Origin of the sequence: Micromonospora sp. NPDC093243 (assembly GCF_044753725.1) — a bacterium.
GTDB lineage: Bacteria > Actinomycetota > Actinomycetes > Mycobacteriales > Micromonosporaceae > Micromonospora.
Window position 1 is genome coordinate 216141 of the sequence record NZ_JBIVNT010000004.1, and the last position, 20555, is coordinate 236695.

The following is a 20555-nucleotide window of genomic DNA, read 5'->3' on the forward strand; positions in this document are numbered from 1 at the left end:
CGATCAACGCGAAGGAAAACTTCAGCCTCTCGGTCTGGCTCGCGTCTGCGGGCCGCCCTTGTCCCGCTGCCGGTCTCCGGTCCGACGCTGTCGAACTGCTCCAAATATGGACCACCGGCCCGGCGGCGACGGACGGCCGGCGGGGCGACGGCCAGGCGGCCCTAGCGCTGCGCGGCAACTCAAGGCCACGCGGGCGCCACTGCCGAAGCCATGGCGCCACCTGCACGTCACCTAGGGCCACGATGCCACGCGAGCCAAACCCGGCAGCCGCGGGCCGCGCGGCGCGGCCAGCGCGGCACGGCCAGACCAGCGCGGCACCGCCAGAGCACCGCGGCACGGCCAGATCAGCGCGGCACCGCCGGACCACCGCGGCGCAGCCAGAGCACCGCGGCACGGCCAGATCAGCCCGGCACGGCCAGACCAGCGCGGCACGGCCAGATCAGCCCGGCACGGCCAGACCAGCGCGGCACAGCCAGACCAGCCCGGCACAACCAGACCAGGCCACGGCCGGGCACGGCCGGACCAGCCCGACACAGCCGGGCACGGCCCGACCAGCCCGGCACCGCCTGGACACCGCGGCCGGCCGTGGTTCATATCTGGAGCAGGTCGACAGGCTCCCTAGCCCGGTGCGTCCAGGTCGGGGTCGAAGTGGACAACGAGCGGCCCGCTCAGGAACATCTCCGATCCACACACGGCCACAACCCGGCAGCCGAAGGCGCGCCCTCAGCCGCCGGGCGGCGCCGGGCGGCGGGCGCAGCGCGGCCGTCGTTGCGGTACGGCCGTTGTTCATATCTGGAGCAGGTCGACAGCGTGCCAGGAGCAACCGCGGCCACATGGCAGGTGCCGGGTCGGAGGTGGGGAGAACGACACGAGGGGCACGGCCGGACGGCCGTGCCCCTCGTCGGATCCTCAACCGGGGAGGGTTACTCCCCCGGCGTCGACTTCGCGATCTGCATCAGGAACTCGATGTTGGTGCGGGACTGCTTGAGCCGGTCGAGCAGCAGGTCCAGCGCCGCCTGCGAGTCCAGCGAGTGCAGGACCTTGCGGAGCTTGTGGATGATGGCCAGCTCCTCCGGCGCGAGCAGGACCTCTTCCTTACGCGTACCGGACGGATTGATGTCGATGGCCGGGAAGGTCCGCTTGTCGGCGATCTTCCGGTCCAGCTTCAGCTCCGCGTTGCCGGTGCCCTTGAACTCCTCGAAGATGACCGTGTCCGCCATGGACCCGGTCTCCACCAGCGCGGTGGCGAGGATGGTCAGCGACCCGCCGTTCTCGATGTTGCGGGCCGCGCCGAGGAAGCGCTTCGGCGGGTACAGCGCGGTGGAGTCGATACCACCCGACATGATCCGGCCGCTGGCCGGCGCCGCCAGGTTGTACGACCGACCGAGCCGGGTCACCGAGTCGAGCAGCACGACCACGTCGTGCCCCAGCTCGACCAGGCGCTTCGCCCGCTCGATCGCCAGCTCCGCCACCGTGGTGTGGTCCTGCGGCGGCCGGTCGAACGTGGCCGCGATGACCTCGCCCTTCACCGAACGCTGCATGTCGGTGACCTCTTCGGGCCGCTCGTCCACCAGCACCACCATCAGGTGGCACTCCGGGTTGTTGCGGGTGATCGCGTTCGCGATCGCCTGCAGCACCATCGTCTTACCGGCCTTCGGCGGCGACACGATGAGCGCCCGCTGGCCCTTGCCGATCGGCATGACCAGGTCGATCACCCGGGTGGTCAGGATGTGCGGCTCGGTCTCGAGCCGCAGCCGCTCCTGCGGGTAGAGCGGAGTGAGCTTGTAGAACTCGGGACGACGCTTCGCCTCGTCCGGCTCCATGCCGTTGATGGTGTCCAGGCGGACCAGCGGGTTGTACTTGTCCCGCCGCTGCTCGCTGCCACTGTCGCGGGCCGCCCGCACCGCACCGGTGATCGCGTCACCGCGGCGCAGGCCGTACTTCTTGATCTGGGACATCGACACGTAGACGTCGTTCGGGCCGGCCAGGTAGCCGGTGGTCCGGACGAAGGCGTAGTTGTCGAGCACGTCGATGATGCCGGCCACCGGGACGAGCACGTCGTCCTCGCCGACCTGCGGCTCACGGCCGCCACCCTCGCCGCCCTCGGGGCGCTCGCCCCGGCCACGGCGACGGTCCCGGAAGCGGCTGCGCCGGCCCCGCCGGCCGCCGCCCTCGCCGTCGTCGTCACCGTCGTTGTCCCGCTCCGCGCGCTGGCCCCGGTCACCCCGGTCGCCACGCTCGTTGCGGTCACCGCGATCGTTGCGGTCGTTGCGGTCGCCCCGGTCGTTGCGCTCGGCACGCTCGTTGCGGTCGCCACGCTCGGCACGCTCGTTGCGGTCGCCACGCTCGGCACGCTCGTTGCGGTCGCCACGCTCAGCACGGTCGCCACGCTCGGCACGGTCGCCACGCTCAGCACGGTCGCCACGCTCGGCACGATCGCCGCGCTCAGCACGCTCACCGCGCTCGGCAGCACGCTCACCGCGCTCGGCACGCTCACCGCGCTGCTCGGCACGTTCGTTGCGGTCGCGACCGCCGCGACCCTCGGTGCGCTCGCCGGTCTCGGCCTCTTCGGTGCGCGCCTCGGCGCTCCGCGCCTCAGCACCCCGACGCCGGCTCCGGCTGCGACCCTCGGTCTCGACCGCGGCCGGCTCGGCCGGCGCCTGGTCTGCGGTACGCCGCTCGGCCTCCGGCCGCTCGGCGGTCTCCCGGACCTCGGCGTGCACCTCTTCACGGGCGGGAGCGGCCGCAGCCGCGACTTCGGCCCGCGGACGAGGGGTCCCGGCGGCGGCGCCGCCCTGCCGCTCGGAGATGGCGCTGATCAGCTCGCCCTTGCGCATGCGAGCCGTGCCGGAGATGCCGAGCGACGCGGCCAGGCTCTGCAGCTCTGGCAGCAGCATCGCCGACAGACCGGTGCCGCTACGCCGACGACGGGCGGGAGCGGCGGTGGTGGCATCGCCAGCGACGTTGGAAACATCCGACGTCACGTCGGTGGTGTCGCTCAATGGATTCCTTCCCTCGATAGGCCGGGACTGCCCGGAGTCGACAAGCAGGTGGCCGGGCGGCCTCGGTGCACCCGCCTCGCATGAATGCGTCGCGGGAGTCTGTGACACAGCAGCCGGTGGTTTCCCGACTCACCACCATCGGTGAGCAGGTCTCGCCGTCTGCGGCGACCTGTGGAAACTGCGGTGCGGCGTGGGCCTTGGCAGGGGTGACGGGCTGACCGCCGAGAGCTTCGGGGGTGCGCCGACCCGCAGGAAGATCGCGTGCTTCGCGGCTGTGCTAAGTCTAGAGCGTAATCAACTCTTCCGACCTGCGGCAACAGGGTCCCGCTCGGCGTGTCCAAGTCTACCCCGGGCAACCCGGGCGCCGCTGACATCTATCGGTAACTGCCAGACCTGCCAGTCTGTTCCCGGGTCGAAGCCCTCGGGCAGGTCGTTGAGCGCCAGGACGGTCGGGCCAGCCCCGCTGACCACAGCGGCCACATCCGCCGCACGCAGCGCGCTGACCAGCGCAGCCGTCCCGGGCATCCCCGGTGCGCGATAGTCCTGGTGCAGCCGGTCGACGGTCGCCGGCAGCAGCAGCGTCGGGTCGGCGGTCAGCGCGTGCACGAGCAGCGCGGCCCGCCCCGCGGTCAACGCGGCGTCGCCGTGCGGCACGGTGGCCGGCAGCGCCGTCCGGGCGGCCGCGGTCAGCCCCCGCTCCGCGGGCACGAAGACGGTCGGGCGGACGCCCTCGGCGACCGGCCGGGAGACGGCCCGGGCACCGGTCGGCTCCGTCCACGCGAGCGTGAAGCCACCGAGCAGGCAGGGCGCCACGTTGTCGGGGTGGCCCTCCAACTCGCCGGCCAGCCGGAGCACGGCGGCGGTGTCCAGGCGGCGTTCGCCGTCGGTCACCAGCGCCCGGGCCAGCAGCACGCCGGCCACGATCGCCGCGGACGAGGAGCCCAGCCCACGGGCCTGCGGGATGCGGTTGACGCACTCCACGACCAGCCCCGCCGGCTCCGCGCCGAGCCGCGCGAAGGCGGCCCGCATGGCCCGGACCACCAGATGCCGATCGTCCGCGGGCAGCTCGCCCGCGCCCTGGCCGGTCACCGTCACCCGGACACCCGCCGGCGCCACTTCGGCGGCCACGTCGTCGTAGAGCCCGAGGGCGAGCCCCAGCGCGTCGAAACCCGGACCCAGGTTGGCGCTGGTGGCGGGAACGCGGACCCGGACCGGCCCGGCGGTGAAGTTCGTCGGCACGGGCTCATGCTAGGGCGCGGGACCGACGATCCGGGCCGCCGCCCGCACGCTGGGACCGCTACCGCGCCGCGCCCGGGGCCGGCTCGAGGACCGGGTCGGTGAGGGAGAGCCGGCGGGTGGCGATCCGCCAGCCGATCGCGTACACCAGGGTGACCAGGCCGCAGCCCGCCAGCACCACCCGCGCGTCCACCACGTCGACCACGGCCGCCACCGCGAGCTGACTGATCGAGATGGCCAGCGTCGCCAGCATCATGTCGGTGGCGAAGACCCGCCCGCGCAGCCGGTCCGGGACCTCGCCCTGCAGGGCGAAGTTCGACATCACCCAGTTGCTGCCGCCGGCGAAATGGGCGACGAAGACCAGCAGCAGCACGAGGGGGAACCAGGACACCACCGCGGTGCCGACATAGGCCAGCCCGTAGAGCGACATCGAGACGGCCAGCCCGGGCAGCAGCCAGCGCCGGTTGGTCAGCACCCGGCGGCTGAGGATCGGCCCGACCAGGGCGCCCGCACCGCGCACCGCGAAGAGCAGCCCGGTGCCGGCCGGCCCGGCCAGCAGCGGGAAGACCGTCAGCACGCCGTTGCCCAGCCCCACCGCCGACTTCACGGTGACCAGCGCCAGCACCCGCGGCCGGTGCCCGATGTAGCGCAGCGCCTCGACGATCGCCGGCCAGGCCCGCTGCGGCGGCAGGTCCTGATCCCGGGGCGCCTGCAGCGGCCGGCGGATGATCGCGGCCAGGCCCGCGGCGCAGGCCAGGCCCACCGCGGCGATCCAGAAGCAGGCGTACGGCCCGACCTGCTGGCTGAGCACGCCACCGAGCGAGGCGCCGACGACCGTCATGGTGCCCCAGGCGGAGCCGGCGATCGCGTTGCCGGCGGCCAGCTGGTCCGGCTCGAGCACGTTGGGCAGCGCGGCCTGGGCGGCGGGCGAGTACAGGCCCTTGGCCACCGCGACCACGCCGATCGCGGCGAGCGCCAGCCAGGCGGTGCCCGCGCTGCGTACGCCGAGCAGCAGCAGCACCCCGAGCAGGGCCCCGACGTTCGCCACCATCATGATCTTCCGCCGGTCGAACCGGTCGGCGATGGTGCCGGTGAACGGCAGCAGCAGCGCCACGATCCCGGTGTCGACGGCCAGCACCAGCGCGCCCCACACCCCGCTGCCGGTCAACTCCGGCAGCAGCACCAGCAGCGGCACCATGACGAACCAGTCGGCACCGAAGACCACCAGCTCGGCCAGGAAGAGGTTGCGAAAATCCCGGTTGCGGGTGAGGACCGACAGGGTGGACGCCACGGAGCAGGACCCTACCCGGCGGCCGGCGTCCCGCCGCGTGCCGTCGGTGATCCGACCGGTGGGCCGACCGGACATGGAACGCCCCCGGCGGGTCGGAACCCGCCGGGGGCGTACGCGATGGCCGCTACTCGGTCGGCGGCAGCGGCGAGGTGCGGCTCTTCGGCAGCCGGAGCACCTCGAACTGGTCCGTGCCGTCGACCAGCGCGGCGGACGGCGCGGGCCGCGCCGGCGTCGCCGGCTTCCCCGCCTCGTCGGCCGCCCGAGCGGGCGTCCCGGCGGCCACGGTGGCCGGCTCGGGCTCGCCCGTCGCGTCCGCCGGGCCTGCCGGCTCCGTCGACGCCGGCGCGGCGCCCGAGCGCCGCCGGCGCCGCTCGCGCAGCGACTCCTTGGTGTTCTCGACCATGGTGTAGAGCGTCGGCACCAGGATCAGGGTCAGCAGCGTGGAGCTGAGCAGACCACCGATCACCACGACCGCCAGCGGCTGCGAGATGAAGCCGCCCTCGCCGGTGAGCCCGAACGCCATCGGCAGCAGCGCGAAGATCGTCGCGACCGCGGTCATCAGGATCGGCCGCAGCCGGTGCCGGCCACCCTCGACCACCGCCTCCCGGACGCTCCGGCCCTGCGCGCGGTACTGGTTGATCAAATCCAGCAGCACGATCGCGTTTGTCACCACGATGCCGACCAGCATCAGCACGCCGATCAGCGCCGGAACGCCGAGCGGGGTGCCGGTGACCAGCAGCAGGCCGATCGCGCCGGTCGCCGCGAACGGGATGGAGATCAGCAGGATCAGCGCCTGGGTCAGGCTGCGGAAGGTGGCCACCATGATCAGGAAGACGATCGCGATCGCGACCAGCACCGCGAGGCCGAGGTCGGCGAAGGCGTCCTCCTGGTCGGCGCTGACCCCGCCGATGGTGAACGTCGCCCCGGGCACGTCGAGCGCGTCGAGCCGGGTACGCAGCTCCTGGGTGGTGGCGCCGAGGTTCGAGCCGGTGGCCGTACCGGTCACCGAGACGCTGCGCTCGCCGTCGATCCGGGTCACCTGCTGCGGGCCCTCGGCCCGGGTGACCGTGGCGATGTCGCCCAGCTTCACCGGCCCGACCGGCAGCGCCTTCAGCTGCTCGATGCTGGCCGGGGGCTGGGCGGCCAGTCGCAGCACCACGTCCTGCTGCGTGCCGTCGAGGGTGACCTGACCGAGCGGGGAGCCCCGGAACGTCTGCGCGACCAGCTGACCGACGGCGGCCTCGGTGAGCCCGGCCCGGCCGGCCTTCACCCGGTCGACCGTGACGTCGACCCGCGGCACCCGGTCGGCCAGGCTGGTGGTGACGTCCGCGACGTCCGGTGTACCGGCCAGGGCCTCCTTCGCCGCGTCCGCGGCCCGGCTCAGCACGGCCGGGTCGGCGGCCTGGACGACCACCTCCAGCTGGCTGGCCGCGGCGTCCTGCCCGCCGCCGAAGGTGAACTCGCCGGCGTCCAGGTCGTCGAGCTGATCGCGCAGCACCTCGCGCATCTGCTTGGCGTCGGTGTCGCCGCCCAGCGCCAGCGACCAGGAGGCGATGTTGTTCCCGCCGCCACCCACCCACGGCGAGTCGCCGCCGCCGGCCGTCACCTGGTACGTCTCGACACCGTCGGTGCGCTCCAGCAGCGCCTCGACCTTGCGGGCCGCCTCGTCGGTGGCCGCCAGGCTGGTGCCCGCCGGCAGCTCCTGGCTGATGTTCAGGGTGTCCTGGCCGGAGTCGTCCAGGAAGTTGGTGTCGAGCTGCCGGGAGAGGCCGAACGTGCCGAAGAGAAGCAGGATGCCGAGCCCGAGGGTCACCCAGCGGGTGCGCCGGCTCCCGGTGGCGAACCCGATCACCGGCAGGTACGCCCGCTGCAACGGGCTGCGCAGCTCCTTCTCCTCCGCCGCCCGGCGCACCGCCTCGTCGTCCGGCGTGCCGGACGGCTTGAGGAACCAGTAGGCCAGCACCGGGATGACGGTGAGCGAGACCAGCAGCGAGGCGAGCAGCGCCACCGTGACGGTGATCGCGAACGGCGCGAAGAGCTGCCCGACGAAGCCGCCGACCAGGGCGATCGGCGCGAACACGGCGACCGTGGTGAGGGTGGACGCGGTGACCGCGCCGGCCACCTCACGGACCGCGGTGAGGATCGCGTCCCGCTTGCCCTCGCCGTACTCCAGGTGTCGTTTGATGTTTTCCAGCACGACGATCGAGTCGTCGACCACCCGGCCCACCGCGATGGTCAGCGCGCCGAGGGTGAGCAGGTTGAGCGAGTAGTCACCGATCCACAGCGCGATCAACGCGACCAGCACGGAGAGCGGGATGGAGACCGCGGTGACGACGGTCGAGCGGATCGACAGCAGGAAGACCAGGATGACGATGACCGCCATGACCAGGCCCAGCAGGCCTTCGGTGGTCAGGCTCTCGATGGACTTCTCGACGAACGGGGCCTGGTCGAAGACGACGGTCAGCTGGGCGCCGGAGGCGTCCTTCAGCGCGTCGAGCCGGTCCCGGATCTCGTGCGAGATCTGCACCGCGTTGCCGTCCGGGGAGGCGGTGACCGCGATGCCCAGGCTGTTCTGGCCGTTGGTGCGGGTGATCGCGGTGGCCGGGGAGAGCTTCTCCTCGACGGTGGCGACGTCTCCGAGCCGGACCGGGACCGGTCCGGGAGCGAGGACGATGCCGCGCAGCTCGTCGAGGGTGGCGACCGGGGTGCCGACCTGGACCGGGAGCGCCTGGGTGCCGTCGGCCACCGCGCCGGCCGGAACCGCCACGCCGTTGGTCTTCAGCGCCGCGCCGATAGCGGTCGGCGGGAGCTTCGCGGCGGCGAGCTTCGTCAGGTCCGGGGTGACCACCACGGTGTCGTCCCGGGTGCCGGTGAGCTCGACCGAGCGGACGCCCTCGATCCCTTCCAGCTCGGGCAGCACGGCGGAGCGCAACTTCTCCGCCAGCGCGCGCTCGGCGTCGGCCGAGCCGAGCTGCGCCCCGCCGTCGCCGGCCGCGGCCAGGACCACCGCGGGTAGATCGTCGGTGCTACCCGCGATGACCTGCGGGTCCACGCTCTCCGGCAGCTGCGCGCCGATCCGGTTCAGCGCGGTCTGCATCTTGTTGACCATGTCGTCCAGGTCGATGCCGAACTCGTACTGCACCTGGACGGTGGCCAGGCCCTCCCGGGAGGTCGAGGTGACCTTGTCCAGCCCCGGGATGCCCTGGAGGCTGTTCTCGATCGGCTCGGCGACCTGCGATTCGACGATCTCCGGCGCGGCACCGGGGTACGCGGCCACGATGAACGCGGCCGGGAACTCCAGCGAGGGCAGCAGTTGCTGCTTCAGCGACGGCACGGCGAACGCTCCGAACGCCGTGGTCACCAGCGCGATGAGGGCGACCAGCCCTCGATTGGCGAGGCTGAATCTGGCGAGCAGCGACATCGGCTGGGCTCACTCCTAGAAGAGTCTGCGGGGTAGCAAAAGTGTGCCCGACCCGATCACGACCCCCCACGCCGGGTGCCGAACCCCTCCCCCACCTCCCACCGGCCCCACCCCAGACCCGATTGGGGGCGGATCAGGCGAGGTCTAGGGAGCGGGCGGCGGCCAGCGGGTCGTTCGGGATGGTGAGCGGGGCGGGGGCGGTGGAGATGGCCCACTCCGGATCCTTCAGGCCGTGCCCGGTGACCGTGCAGACGACCGTGGCGCCGGCCGGGATCCGCCCCGCCGCCGCCTGCTGGAGCAGCCCGGCCACGCTGGCCGCGCTGCCCAGCTCGACGAAGATGCCGACCTCCCGGGCCAGCAGCCGGTACGCGGCCAGGATCTCCCGGTCGGTGACCGCCGCGATCAGTCCGCCGGAGGCGTCCCGGGCGTCGATGGCCCTGGTCCAGCTGGCCGGGTTGCCGATCCGGATCGCGGTGGCGATCGTGGACGGCTCGCGGACCACCTCGCCGCTCACCAGCGGCGCCGCACCGGAGGCCTGGAAGCCGTACAGCTTGGGGGCGCGAGTGGTCCGCCCGTCGGCCAGCTCCTCCGAGTAGCCCAGCCAGTAGGCCGAGATGTTGCCGGCGTTGCCGACCGGCATGCAGTGGATGTCCGGCGCGTCGCCGAGCGCCTCGACGATCTCGAAGGCGGCGGTCTTCTGGCCGTGCAGCCGGTCGATGTTGACCGAGTTGACCAGCGCCACCGGGTAGTCCTGGGCGAGCTTGGCGGCGAGCGCGAGACAGTCGTCGAAGTTGCCGGTGACCTGGAGCAGCTTCGCGCCGTGCACCAGCGCCTGGGCCAGCTTGCCCAGCGCGATCTTGCCCTGCGGCACCAGCACCGCGCAGGTCAGCCCGGCGCGGGCCGCGTACGCGGCAGCGGAGGCGCTGGTGTTGCCGGTGGAGGCGCAGATGATCGCCTTGTTGCCCGCCTCGACCGCCTTGGAGACCGCGACCGTCATGCCGCGGTCCTTGAAGGAGCCGGTCGGGTTGGCGCCCTCCACCTTGAGGTGCACGTCGCAGCCGAGCCGGGCGGAGAGCACCGGCGCGGGCAGCAGCGGGGTGTTCCCCTCGTGCAGGGTGACGACGGGCGTGGCGTCGGTGACCGGCAGCCGGTCGCGGTACGCCTCGATCAGACCCCGCCACATGTCGCTCTCCTCGCCTCTACCGCGCCGCTGAGCTGGGACCACGTCCAGCGTGGACCACCCTGCCGGACCAGCCCCGGCTGCGTCGCCGGTTAACCACCTGGCGGGACACCCGCCGAGCCCCCTACCCGGGGCGCGTCGCCGTCATCACCCGGGACAACGACTCAGAGCCCGCCCTCGACCCGGAGCACGCTGGTCACCGACCGGACGATCGCCAGGGCGCGCAGCTCCCGGACGGTCGCGGCGAGCGCGGCGTCCGGCGCCACGTGGGTGACGATCACCAACTCGGCGTCGTCGCCCCGACCGGGCGTGCCGGTCGAGCCCGCCGAGCCCTGCCGCACCGTCGCGATGGACACCTCGTGCCGGGCGAAGACGCCGGCCACCGCGGCCAGCACACCGGGACGGTCGGCCACGTCGAGGCTGACGTGGTAGCGGGTCAGCGCCTCCCCCATCGGCCGTACCGGGAGGTCGGCGTAGGCGCTCTCGCTGGCCGCGCGCACCCCGGCGAGCCGGTTGCGGGCGACCGCCACCACGTCACCGAGCACCGCGCTCGCGGTCGGCGCGCCGCCGGCGCCGCGGCCGTAGAACATCAGCTGCCCGGCCGCCTCCGCCTCGACGAAGACCGCGTTGAACGCGTCGCCGACGCTGGCCAACGGGTGGGTCATCGGGATCATCGCCGGGTGCACCCGGACGTTGACCGTCTCCCGGCCGGCCGGGTCCACCCCGCGCGCCGCGATGCAGAGCAGCTTGATGGTGCAGCCCATCGCCTTGGCGCTGGCCACGTCGGCCGCGGTCACCTCGGTGATGCCCTCCCGGTGCACGTCGGCCGCGCCGACCCGGGTGTGGAACGCCAGCGAGGCAAGGATCGCCGCCTTCGCCGCCGCGTCGAAGCCCTCGACGTCGGCGGTCGGGTCGGCCTCGGCGTAGCCCAGCTCGGTCGCCTCCTCCAGCGCCTCGGCGAAGCCGGCGCCGGTGGCGTCCATGGCGGAGAGGATGAAGTTGGTAGTGCCGTTGACGATGCCGGTCACCCGGTTGATCCGGTCGCCGTGCAGTGACTCGCGCAGCGGGCGCAGCAGCGGGATCGCCCCGGCGACGGAGGCCTCGTAGTAGAGGTCGCCCCCGCCCTCGGCGGCGGCCTCGTGCAGTGCCACGCCGTCCTCGGCGAGCAGCGCCTTGTTGGCGGTGACCACGCTCTTGCCGGCGCGCAGCGCCTCGACCAGCCAGCCGCGGGCCGGCTCGATGCCGCCGACCACCTCGACCACCACGTCCACGTCATCCCGCTTGATCAGGCCGAGCGCGTCGGTGGTGAAGATCGTCGGGTCGACCGGCAGGTCGCCACGGTCCCGGCCGAGTCGGCGCACGGCGATGCCGGCGATCTCCAGCGGAGCGCCGATCCGGGCGGCGAGGTCGGCCGACTGCTCGTGCAGCAACCGGACCACCTCGGCACCGACCGTGCCACAGCCGAGCAGCGCCAGGCGCACAGGTGACGTCATCCAACATCCAATGCGAGCAGGTCCTCTTCGGTCTCCCGTCGGACGATCACGCGCGCCTGGCCGTCGCGCACCGCGACCACCGGGGGCCGCGGTACGTGGTTGTAGTTGCTGGCCATGCTCCGGCAGTAGGCGCCGGTGCCGGGCACCGCGACAAGATCTCCGGGCTGCACGTCGGCGGGCAGGAATTCATCCTTCACCACGATGTCCCCGGACTCACAGTGCTTTCCCACCACGCGGGCGAGCATCGGCTGGGCGGTCGACGCCCGGGAGGCCACCGTCGCCGAGTACGACGCGTCGTAGAGCGCGGTGCGGATGTTGTCGCTCATCCCGCCGTCGACGCTGACGTAGGTGCGGATGCCGTCCACGTCCTTGACCGTGCCGACCTCGTAGAGGGTGAACACGGCCGGGCCGACGATCGCCCGACCGGGCTCGATGGAGAGGCGCGGCACGGCCAACCGCTCCGCGTCGCACTCCGAGTCGACGATCTTGCGCAACCGCTTGGCCAGGTCCTGCGGCGCGGCCGGGTCGTCCTGGGTGGTGTACGCGATGCCGAAGCCGCCGCCGAGGTCGAGCTCGGGCAGCTCGACGCCGCGGGCGTCGCGGATCTGCGCCTGGAGGGCGAGCACCCGGCGGGCGGACACCTCGAAGCCGCTGGCGTCGAAGATCTGCGAGCCGATGTGCGAGTGCAGGCCACGCAGCTCCAGCACGTCCTCGTCGAGGATCTTGAAGGCCGCCGTGGCGGCCGCCCCGCCGGCCAGCGAGAAGCCGAACTTCTGGTCCTCGTGCGCGGTGGCGATGAACTCGTGGGTGTGCGCCTCGACGCCGACCGTGACCCGGACCAGCACCTTCGGCCGGACGCCGCGCTCGCGGGCCAGCGCGGTGAGCCGGTCGATCTCCGTGAACGAGTCGACGATGATCCGCCCCACCCCGGCGTCCACCGCACGGGCCAGCTCGGCGACCGACTTGTTGTTGCCGTGGAAGCCGATCCGCTCCGGCGGCATTCCGGCGGCCAGCGCGGTGGCCAGCTCACCACCGCTGCACACGTCGAGGTGCAGGCCCTCCTCGTTGATCATCCGCACCACCGCGCGGCAGAGGAACGCCTTGCCGGCGTAGTAGATGTCCACGTCCGGGAAGGCGGCCCGGAAGTCCCGGCAGCGCGAGCGCAGGTCGTCCTCGTCCAGGACGTACACCGCGGTGCCGAACTCGGCGGCCAGGTCGTGGACGCTGAGGCCGGCCACGTTCAGGGCCCCGTCCCCGGCCCGCGTCACGTTGCGCGGCCAGAGCTGCGGCACCAGCGCGTTGACGTCGACCGGGGACCGGAGCCAGGCCGGGCCGGTCTTGCCGATGTCGCCGTGCAGCGCGCCGGCCTCATGAGCCCGCATGGGGTTACATCCTCTCCGGGGCGGTGACGCCGAGCAGGTGCAGGCCGTTGGCGACCACCGTGCGCGTGGCGTCGTTCAGCCAGAGCCGGGCCCGGTGCAGGTCGGTGACCTCCTCGTCACCGCGCGGCAGGATCCGGCAGTTGTCGTAGAACCGGTGGTACGCCTGCGCGACGTCCTCCAGGTAGTGGGCGAGCCGGTGCGGGGCGCGCAGCTCGGCGGCGGTCGCCACCACGGCCGGGAACTCGGCCAGCGCCTTGAGCAGCTCGTTCTCCTTCTCGTGGTCGAGCAGCTCGGCGCGGAAGGCGTCCGCCTCGCCCCGGGTCAGCCCGACCTCGGCGGCGTTGCGGGCCACGCTGGCCGTCCGCGCGGCGACGTACTGCACGTAGTAGACCGGGTTGTCGCGGGTGGCCCGGGTCCACAGCTCCACGTCGATGTCGATCGGCGAGTCGCTGGAGTAGCGGGCCAGCGCGTAGCGGGAGGCGTCCACGCCGATCGCGTCGACCAGGTCCTCCAGGGTGACCACCGTGCCGGCCCGCTTGCTCATCCGCACCGGGGCCCCGTCGCGGAGCAGGTTGACCAGCTGGCCGATGAGGATCTCCAGGTTCTGCGCCGGATCGTCACCGAAGCACGCAGCCATCGCCTTCATCCGGCCGATGTAGCCGTGGTGGTCGGCCCCCAGCATGATCACGACCCGGTCGAAGCCCCGCTCCCGCTTGTCCAGGTAGTAGGCGCAGTCGGCGGCGAAGTAGGTCCACTCGCCGTTGGACTTGCGCAGCACCCGGTCCTTGTCGTCACCGAACTCGGTGGTGCGCAGCCACGTCGCGCCCTCGGCCTCGAAGACGTGCCCCTGCTCCCGCAGTCGGGTCAGGGCGAGATCCAGCTCGCCCCGGTCGTGCAGGTCCTTCTCGTTGAAGTAGGTGTCGAACTCCACCCCGAAGTCGCGCAGCGAGGAGCGGATCTCGTCGAACATCAGCGCGACGCCCTCGACCCGGAAGACCTCCTGGGCCGCCGCGTCGTCGAGCGTGAGCACGTCGGGGCGGCGGGCCTGGACCTCGGCGGCGATCTCCGCGATGTACGCCCCGCCGTAGCCGTCCTCCGGCGCCGGCTCACCCTTGGCGGCCGCCAGCAGCGAACGGGCGAACCGGTCGATCTGCGAGCCGGCGTCGTTGAAGTAGTACTCCGTGCCCACCTCGGCGCCGGTGGCCCGCAGCAGCCGGCTCAACGCGTCGCCGACCGCGGCCCACCGGACCCCGCCGATGTGCACCGGACCGGTCGGGTTGGCGGAGACGAACTCGAGGTTGAGCCGCTGCCCGGCGAGCCGCTCGCTGCGCCCGTACGCCGGGCCGGCCTCGACGATCACCCGGGCGAGCTGGCCGGCGGCGGCCGCGTCCAGCCGGATGTTGAGGAAGCCGGGGCCGGCGATCTCCACCGACTTGATCCCGGGCGCGCGGCCGAGCTGCTCGGCGAGCGCGCCCGCCAGATCCCGCGGCGGCAGCCCGACCTTCTTGCTCAGCTGCAACGCCAGCGTCGAGGCGTAGTCGCCGTGCTCAGGGTTGCGCGGTCGCTCGACCGTGGTCTGCCCGGGCAGCGCGGAGCTGTCCAGGCCCCGTTCGGTGAAGACGGCGTGGGCTGCGGCGAGGACGACCTCGGCGAGTTCTGCGGGAGTCACCGAACCATGTTATCGGGGGTAGACTCGGTCCCCGCGGCGGCGACCCATCTGCGCACCGGCCCGCCCGCTCCCCTGACCGACCGACCTGACGAGGCACGATGAGCATCAGCACCCCGGGCGGCCCAGAGCGCCGCCCGACCGTGGTCAGCACCGGCAAGAAGCCGGCAGCGGGCCGGCCCGCGTCCGGCGCGAAGGCCGGGTCCGGCAAGCCCGCGGGCACCCCACGGGCCGGCGGCAAGGGCCCCCGCAAGCCGATCGCCCCGGTCAAGGTCAGCCAGGGCCGGGCGTGGGGGCCGATCGCGCTCTTCGTGGCCGTCGGCGTGCTCGCCGTCGGGATCATCGGCGTCGGCGCCTGGGCCACCTTCCAGGGCTCCAAGCCGTGGGAGGACCGGGCCGACTCGATCAGCGGCATCGTGAACTACCGCGAGAAGGACAAGGAACTGGTCAAGGGCAGCAACCACCAGGCTGGCCCCATCCAGTACGGCATCCTCCCGCCGGTCGCCGGCCCCCACAACGGCGCCTGGCAGAACTGCATGGGCGACGTCTACGACGCCCCGATCGCCAACGAGCACGCGGTGCACAGCCTGGAGCACGGCGCGGTCTGGATCACCTACCGTCCCGACCTGCCGGCCGACCAGGTCAGCGAGCTCGCCGGCAAGGTGCGCGGCAACGAGAAGCTGATGATGAGCCCGTTCGAGGGGCTGGACAAGCCGATCTCCCTGCAGGCGTGGGGCTTCCAGCTCAAGGTCGACAACGCTGACGACAAGCGGATCGACGAGTTCATCAAGACGCTGCGGGTGAACGCCTCGATCGAGGGCCCCACGGCGCTCTGCAACCAGGGCATCACGGCCACCGGCACCACCCCGCGCGACGACATCCAGCCGCCGACCCAGTAAGGATCTCGATGACGGCTCCCGCGACGCTCGACAGCTCGCCCGAGACCCCGGCCGCCGACGGCGGCCGGGGCTCCGGCCGTCGGTTCGGCCTGGTGGCAGTGGCGGTCGCCGTCGTGGTCGGCCTGCTCCTCGGGTACGCCGGCGGCCTGCTGACGCCGCGGCTGACCCGCCCGGGCGACGACTCGGTCGAGGCCGGTTTCGCCCGCGACATGACCGCCCACCACGCCCAGGCGGTGGAGATGGGGCTGATCGCCTTCCAGCGCGCGACCGACCCCGAGGTGCGCACCATGGGCGGCGACATCGCCAGCGGTCAGCAGGGCGAGATCGGCACCATGCAGACCTGGCTCCGCCTGTGGGGGCTTGACCCGACGGGCTCGCAGCCACGAATGGCCTGGATGTCCGACGGTGAGTCGTTGGTGAAGGACGGGCTGATGCCGGGCATGGCCACCCCGGCGGAGATGACCAAGCTGCGGGCCGCCCAGGGGCGGGAGTTCGACCTGCTCTTCCTGAACATGATGGTCAACCACCATCTGGGCGGCATCCACATGATCGACGGCCTGCTCGACGCCAGCGACGAGCCGGACGTGGTCCGGACGGCCCAGACCATGAAGAACACCCAGCAGACCGACCTGACCAACATGCGGAACGCGCTCAAGCGCCTCGGCGGTTGACCGCCCGGGCGGGCACGGCGCCCCGCCCCTGACGGACGACCCGAGAGGTCCGCGTCCTGCCGGTTCCCCGGCGAGCGCGGACCTCTCCGTCGTTTCCGGCCACCACTGCCGGGCCTGAGCAGTTTGGGTGGTTTGGGCGGTGAGACCCATTGAGTGGCTTAGAGAGTTTTCTACCCACATATCGTGACCAGATGCGATTCGGGCTCGTTGCGCAGGACGTGGGGGTTGCACTCAGAGACGCACGGCGTTCGGTCACCAGCTGGTGCCGGCGCCACACCATCGGCGGTGACGGGGCGGTGGCAGCCGTCCGTCGCGGACAGCGGCAGAGCGAGTCGGGAATGCTCAGCCGCGAACAGGAACTCGAACTGATCGACACCCTGCGGGGCGTCCACCCGGACGAGTTCGACCTGGACGAGGAGCTGTGGACGCGGCAGAGCCTGACCGCCCTCATCCAGAGCCGTTTCGACGTACCGCTGGACGCCGGCGCGGTCGGGGCGTACCTGCGGGCCTGGGGGTTGGGTCCGCGGGAGCCCCGCGAGCGCGCCTGCGGGCTCTGCGTCGGCGCGGTCGAGCGCTGGGTACGCAGCGAGTACCCGGCGATCACCCGGGCGGCCCAGGAGCACCTCGCGGAGGTCTACTGGCTCGGCCGGGTACGGCTGCGGGGCACCATGCCGACGGCCGACGTGATCTCCGCGGTCTCGTCCCGCGGCCGCGTCCGCTTCATGATCACCACACCGAACGTCGACCCGCCGCTCCCCCGCGACTTCGTGTTGCGGCTCAGCGGTGAGGAGCAGCGCACGGTGCACCTGATCGTGGACGGCTCCTGGGCCCGCAACGAGTGGCCGCGCCGGCTGCCGCGCCGGATCGTGCTGCACCCGCTGCCCAGCTGTGGCCGCGCCGTGGCCGCCTGACCGCACGCTCGCCGTTCAGGAACAGGGGCGCCGGCCGTCGCTGGCGCCCCGCCGCGGCCGGACCGGCGGGTCACACAGCCGGTCGGCCCGGCGACCAGGACGAACCGCGCCACGGGATACCGGTTCGGCGTTCCGGGGGGAGGTTTGCTAGTCTTCTCCAGTCGCTGAGCCCCCGTAGCTCAGGGGATAGAGCACCGCCCTCCGGAGGCGGGGGCGCAGGTTCGAATCCTGCCGGGGGCACACAGACACATGCCGGGCACGGGGCCGATGACCCCAGGTGCTCGGCATTCGTGTTTCTCGGACCCGCCCTACCACCGGGCGCCGGTCAGTCGGCCTGGCGGCGGGCGCGGGCTCGGCGCTTCCCCTCGTGCATCGCCTGCACCCGGGCGATCGGGATGGCCCGTCCCTCCTCGACCAGGTCGGCCGGGAGCCGCTGCGGTTCCGGCATCAGCTCCAGCCAGGGATCACGGTCGGCGACCAGCTTCGGGGCGCTGTGCACGGTGAAGTCGGCGGGGCGTACGTCGCGCAGGTCGGCCCAGTCGACCGGGAAGGAGACCGGCAGCCCGGGCCGCAGCCGCGGGCTGTACGCCGCGACCACGGTCGCCCCGCCGGCCCGGGTGGAGTCGACGAAGACCTTCCCGCCCCGGTCCTCACGGATGAAGGCGGTGGTGGCGAGGGCCGGGTCCAGCCGCTCGGCGCGGGCGGCGACCGCCCGGGTGGCCGCGGCCATCTCCTCCGCGTCGGCGCCCGGGGCGACCGGCACGAACACGTGCACGCCCTTGGCGCCGCTGGTCTTCACCGCGCCGGCCAGGCCGGAGTCGGCAAGCGCCTGCCGCACCAGCAGCGCGGCGGCCACCGCGGCGGGGAACGAGTCGCCCTCCGGCGGGTCGAGGTCGAGCACCAGGTGGGTGGGGCGGTCCAGGTGGTCGACCCGGGCCAGGGTGGGGTGGTACTCGATGGCCCGCTGGTTGGCGAACCAGAGCAGCGTGCGGCGGTCGTCGCAGAGCGCGTAGGAGACCTCCCGGTGCGACGCCTCGGCCCAGACCGGCACCCGGCGTACCCACTCCGGGGTGTACTTCGGCAGGTTCTTCTGCATGAACGGCGCCTGACCGCGCAGCGCCCGGATCACCGACAGCGGCCGGTCCCGCAACTGCGGGAGGATCCGGTCGCGGACCGCGTCGAGGTAGTCGACCAGATCGCGCTTGGTGGCCCCGGCGTCGTCGAAGAGCGCCTGGTCCAGATTGGTCAGCGACACCCCGTCACGCGTTTGCTCCGCCCCGCTCATCAGCCCACCTTCCCGGCCCGGCGGCCGGTGGTCAACCGGACGCGGCGGACCGGCTCGCGGCGGCCGGCTCGGCCTGCGGCGCGCTGGCGGAGCGGCGCAGGGTCAGCACGGCGACCAGCAGCGCGGCGGTGACCAGACCGGCGGCCACGGCGAAGGCGGTACGGTAGCCGGCGGCCAGCGCCGCCGTCTCGGCCCAGCCCCGGGTGCGCAGGTCACCGGCGCGGCCGGCAGCCAGGGTGGCGAGCGCGGCCAGGCCGAACGCCCCGCCGACCTGCTGGGTGGTGTTCGCCAGTCCGGAGGCGAGCCCGGCGTCGGCGTCACTCGCGCCGGCCATGGCCAGCGTGGTCACCGCGGGCAGCGTCAGGCCACCGGCCACGCCGAAGACCAGCATCGCCGGGAGCACGTCGGCCAGGTATCCGCCGTCGGCCGGCAGCCGGGCGAGCAGCAGGAACCCGACGATCGCGAGCGCGAGCCCGGCGAACAGCACCCGGCGGGCGCCGTACCGGGCGATGAGCCGGCCGGCTACGCCGAGTGAGACCACCGCGATCACCACCGGGGTGGGCAGGAAGGCCCAGCCGGTCGCCGCCGCGTCGAGCCCGAGCACCAGCTGGAGTTCCAGCGCGAGCAGGAACTGGAAGCCGAAGAAGGCGGCGACCGCGAGGAACTGCACGACGTTGGCCGCGACCAGGTCGGGCGTACCCAGCACCCGGGGCGGGAGCAGCGGGACGGGGGTGACCCGTTGGCGCAGCGCGAACGCGCCGAGCAGGGTCGCCGCCACGGCCGCGGCCCCGATCGTGCGCGCGGAGGTCCAGCCGTGCTCGCCGGTGCCGACGATCGCCAGCACCGCCGCCATCAGGCCGGCGGTGGCAAGCGCCGCGCCGAGCGCGTCCAGCCCGGCCCGCAGGCCCGCGCCCCGGTCGGCGGCGATCCGGCGTACGGCGGCGATGGCGATCACCGACCCGATCGGCAGGTTGATCAGGAAGATCGAACGCCAGCCGGCGAGGTCGGTGAGCAGGCCACCGGCCACCGTGCCGACCGAGGCGCCGGCGGCGCCGGTGAAGCTGAAGACCGCGATGGCGCGGGCCCGCTCGGCCGGCTCCGGATAGAGCCGGACGATCATGCCGAGGCTGACCGCCATGGTCAGCGCCCCGCCGACCCCCTGGAGGAAGCGCGCGCCGACCAGCCACGCCGGTCCGGTGGCGACGGCGCAGAGCAGCGAGGCCGCCGTGAAGAGCCCGACCCCGGCGAGGAAGACCTGCCGCCGGCCGAGCAGGTCGCCGAGGCGGCCGGCGAGCAGCAGCAGCCCGCCGAAGGCGACCAGGTACGCGTTGACCACCCAGGCCAGCCCGGTCGCGGTGAAGCCCAGATCGCGCTGGACGGCGGGTAGCGCCACGGCCACGATGGTGCCGTCCAGGATGATCATCAGGCTGCCGGCGCAGAGCACGAGCAACGCCGGCCAGCGGGACGGCCGGGTATCAGCGGACATGGAAACGCCTCCTTGGTGCACGGTTTGTTACCGACTCCATCGTCTGTGACCATGGGGCGAGGCGGAAGGAGGCACTTTGATGTCCCAGGGGAACAGCGATGTGTCCTCGCAGCTCAGCGCGTTGACGGGCTGCGCTGCGGGGGCCGAGACGCCCTTCACTCCCGGGCAGGCCAAGGCCTGCACGGTCCGCGAGGTGCTCGACCGGGTGGGCGGCAAGTGGAGCATCGGCATCCTGGTGGCCGCCTCCCAGGGCCCGGTGCGCTTCACCGAGCTGGAGCGGCACATCGAGGGGATCAGCCGCCGAATGCTCACCCTGACCCTGCGCAACCTGGAGCGCGACGGCCTGCTGCACCGCGAGGTCTATCCGACCGTCCCGCCCAAGGTCGAGTACACCGCCACCCCGATCGCGCTGGAGCTCTACGAGTCCCTCGTCGCCCTGACCAGTTGGGCGGAGCGGCACCGCAACACGATCGCCGCCGCCCGAGCCGAGTACGACGGCGCGCACGGCACGCTCTGACCGGCCCGCGGCGTAAACCTCCCCTTCCTGTGGGGAAGGCCACGCAATTCCTCTGACCGATCGGTCAGGCTCTGACCGATCGGTCAGGCATGCTGGTTCGCAGGGGGTGACCAGC

At 72.9% G+C, this 20555-nt stretch carries 14 protein-coding genes and 1 tRNA gene; 5 read left to right on the forward strand and 10 right to left on the reverse strand.

Going from position 1 to position 20555, the window contains the following annotated elements:
* Positions 1–923: 923 nt before the first annotated feature.
* The 8 genes from rho to argS form a co-directional block, all read right to left on the reverse strand.
* Positions 924–3002, reverse strand: coding sequence for a transcription termination factor Rho (gene rho, locus ACIP9D_RS14765; RefSeq protein WP_350871782.1), 2079 nt, complete (start codon positions 3000–3002; stop codon positions 924–926).
* Positions 3003–3296: 294 nt separating this feature from the next.
* Entirely contained in the window at positions 3297–4241 is a 945-nt protein-coding gene (gene thrB, locus ACIP9D_RS14770) for a homoserine kinase (RefSeq protein ID WP_350871780.1), read from the reverse strand.
* Positions 4242–4299: 58 nt separating this feature from the next.
* Positions 4300–5529: an MFS transporter gene (locus tag ACIP9D_RS14775; RefSeq protein WP_350871778.1), complete on the reverse strand. Its 1230-nt coding sequence runs from the start codon at positions 5527–5529 to the stop codon at positions 4300–4302.
* Between the two features lie 124 nt (positions 5530–5653).
* Positions 5654–8950, reverse strand: coding sequence for an efflux RND transporter permease subunit (locus tag ACIP9D_RS14780; protein ID WP_350871776.1), 3297 nt, complete (start codon positions 8948–8950; stop codon positions 5654–5656).
* 133 nt (positions 8951–9083) lie between these two features.
* On the reverse strand, positions 9084–10133 hold the full coding sequence (gene thrC / locus ACIP9D_RS14785; protein WP_350871774.1) for a threonine synthase: 1050 nt from the start codon (positions 10131–10133) through the stop codon (positions 9084–9086).
* 161 nt (positions 10134–10294) lie between these two features.
* Positions 10295–11611, reverse strand: a complete 1317-nt coding sequence (locus tag ACIP9D_RS14790) for a homoserine dehydrogenase (RefSeq protein ID WP_350872148.1) — start codon at positions 11609–11611, stop codon at positions 10295–10297.
* Positions 11612–11619: 8 nt separating this feature from the next.
* The gene (lysA, locus tag ACIP9D_RS14795; protein ID WP_350871772.1) at positions 11620–13005 is read right to left on the reverse strand and encodes a diaminopimelate decarboxylase; all 1386 of its coding nucleotides are present in this window, start codon (positions 13003–13005) and stop codon (positions 11620–11622) included.
* Between the two features lie 4 nt (positions 13006–13009).
* Positions 13010–14674: an arginine--tRNA ligase gene (gene argS, locus ACIP9D_RS14800; protein WP_350871771.1), complete on the reverse strand. Its 1665-nt coding sequence runs from the start codon at positions 14672–14674 to the stop codon at positions 13010–13012.
* Positions 14675–14772: 98 nt separating this feature from the next.
* Here argS and ACIP9D_RS14805 point away from each other — a divergent pair, with 98 nt between their 5' ends.
* From ACIP9D_RS14805 to ACIP9D_RS14820, 4 genes are all read left to right on the forward strand, one after another.
* Positions 14773–15570, forward strand: a complete 798-nt coding sequence (locus ACIP9D_RS14805) for a DUF3105 domain-containing protein (protein ID WP_350871769.1) — start codon at positions 14773–14775, stop codon at positions 15568–15570.
* An 8-nt stretch (positions 15571–15578) separates the two neighbouring features.
* Entirely contained in the window at positions 15579–16241 is a 663-nt protein-coding gene (locus tag ACIP9D_RS14810; RefSeq protein WP_350871767.1) for a DUF305 domain-containing protein, read from the forward strand.
* A gap of 218 nt (positions 16242–16459) precedes the next feature.
* A complete protein-coding gene (locus ACIP9D_RS14815) occupies positions 16460–17152 on the forward strand; it encodes a winged helix-turn-helix domain-containing protein (RefSeq protein ID WP_350872146.1) in 693 nt (230 codons plus the stop codon).
* Positions 17153–17320: 168 nt separating this feature from the next.
* Positions 17321–17392 (forward strand) — tRNA-Arg (locus tag ACIP9D_RS14820).
* An 85-nt stretch (positions 17393–17477) separates the two neighbouring features.
* Here ACIP9D_RS14820 and ligD read toward each other — a convergent pair.
* A complete protein-coding gene (ligD, locus tag ACIP9D_RS14825) occupies positions 17478–18437 on the reverse strand; it encodes a non-homologous end-joining DNA ligase (RefSeq protein WP_350871765.1) in 960 nt (319 codons plus the stop codon).
* Between the two features lie 31 nt (positions 18438–18468).
* A complete protein-coding gene (locus ACIP9D_RS14830; RefSeq protein WP_350871763.1) occupies positions 18469–19923 on the reverse strand; it encodes an MFS transporter in 1455 nt (484 codons plus the stop codon).
* A gap of 79 nt (positions 19924–20002) precedes the next feature.
* Here ACIP9D_RS14830 and ACIP9D_RS14835 point away from each other — a divergent pair, with 79 nt between their 5' ends.
* Positions 20003–20440 carry a winged helix-turn-helix transcriptional regulator gene (locus ACIP9D_RS14835; RefSeq protein WP_396699381.1) on the forward strand — a complete coding sequence of 146 codons (438 nt, stop codon included), beginning with the start codon at positions 20003–20005 and terminating at the stop codon, positions 20438–20440.
* Positions 20441–20555: the final 115 nt, after the last annotated feature.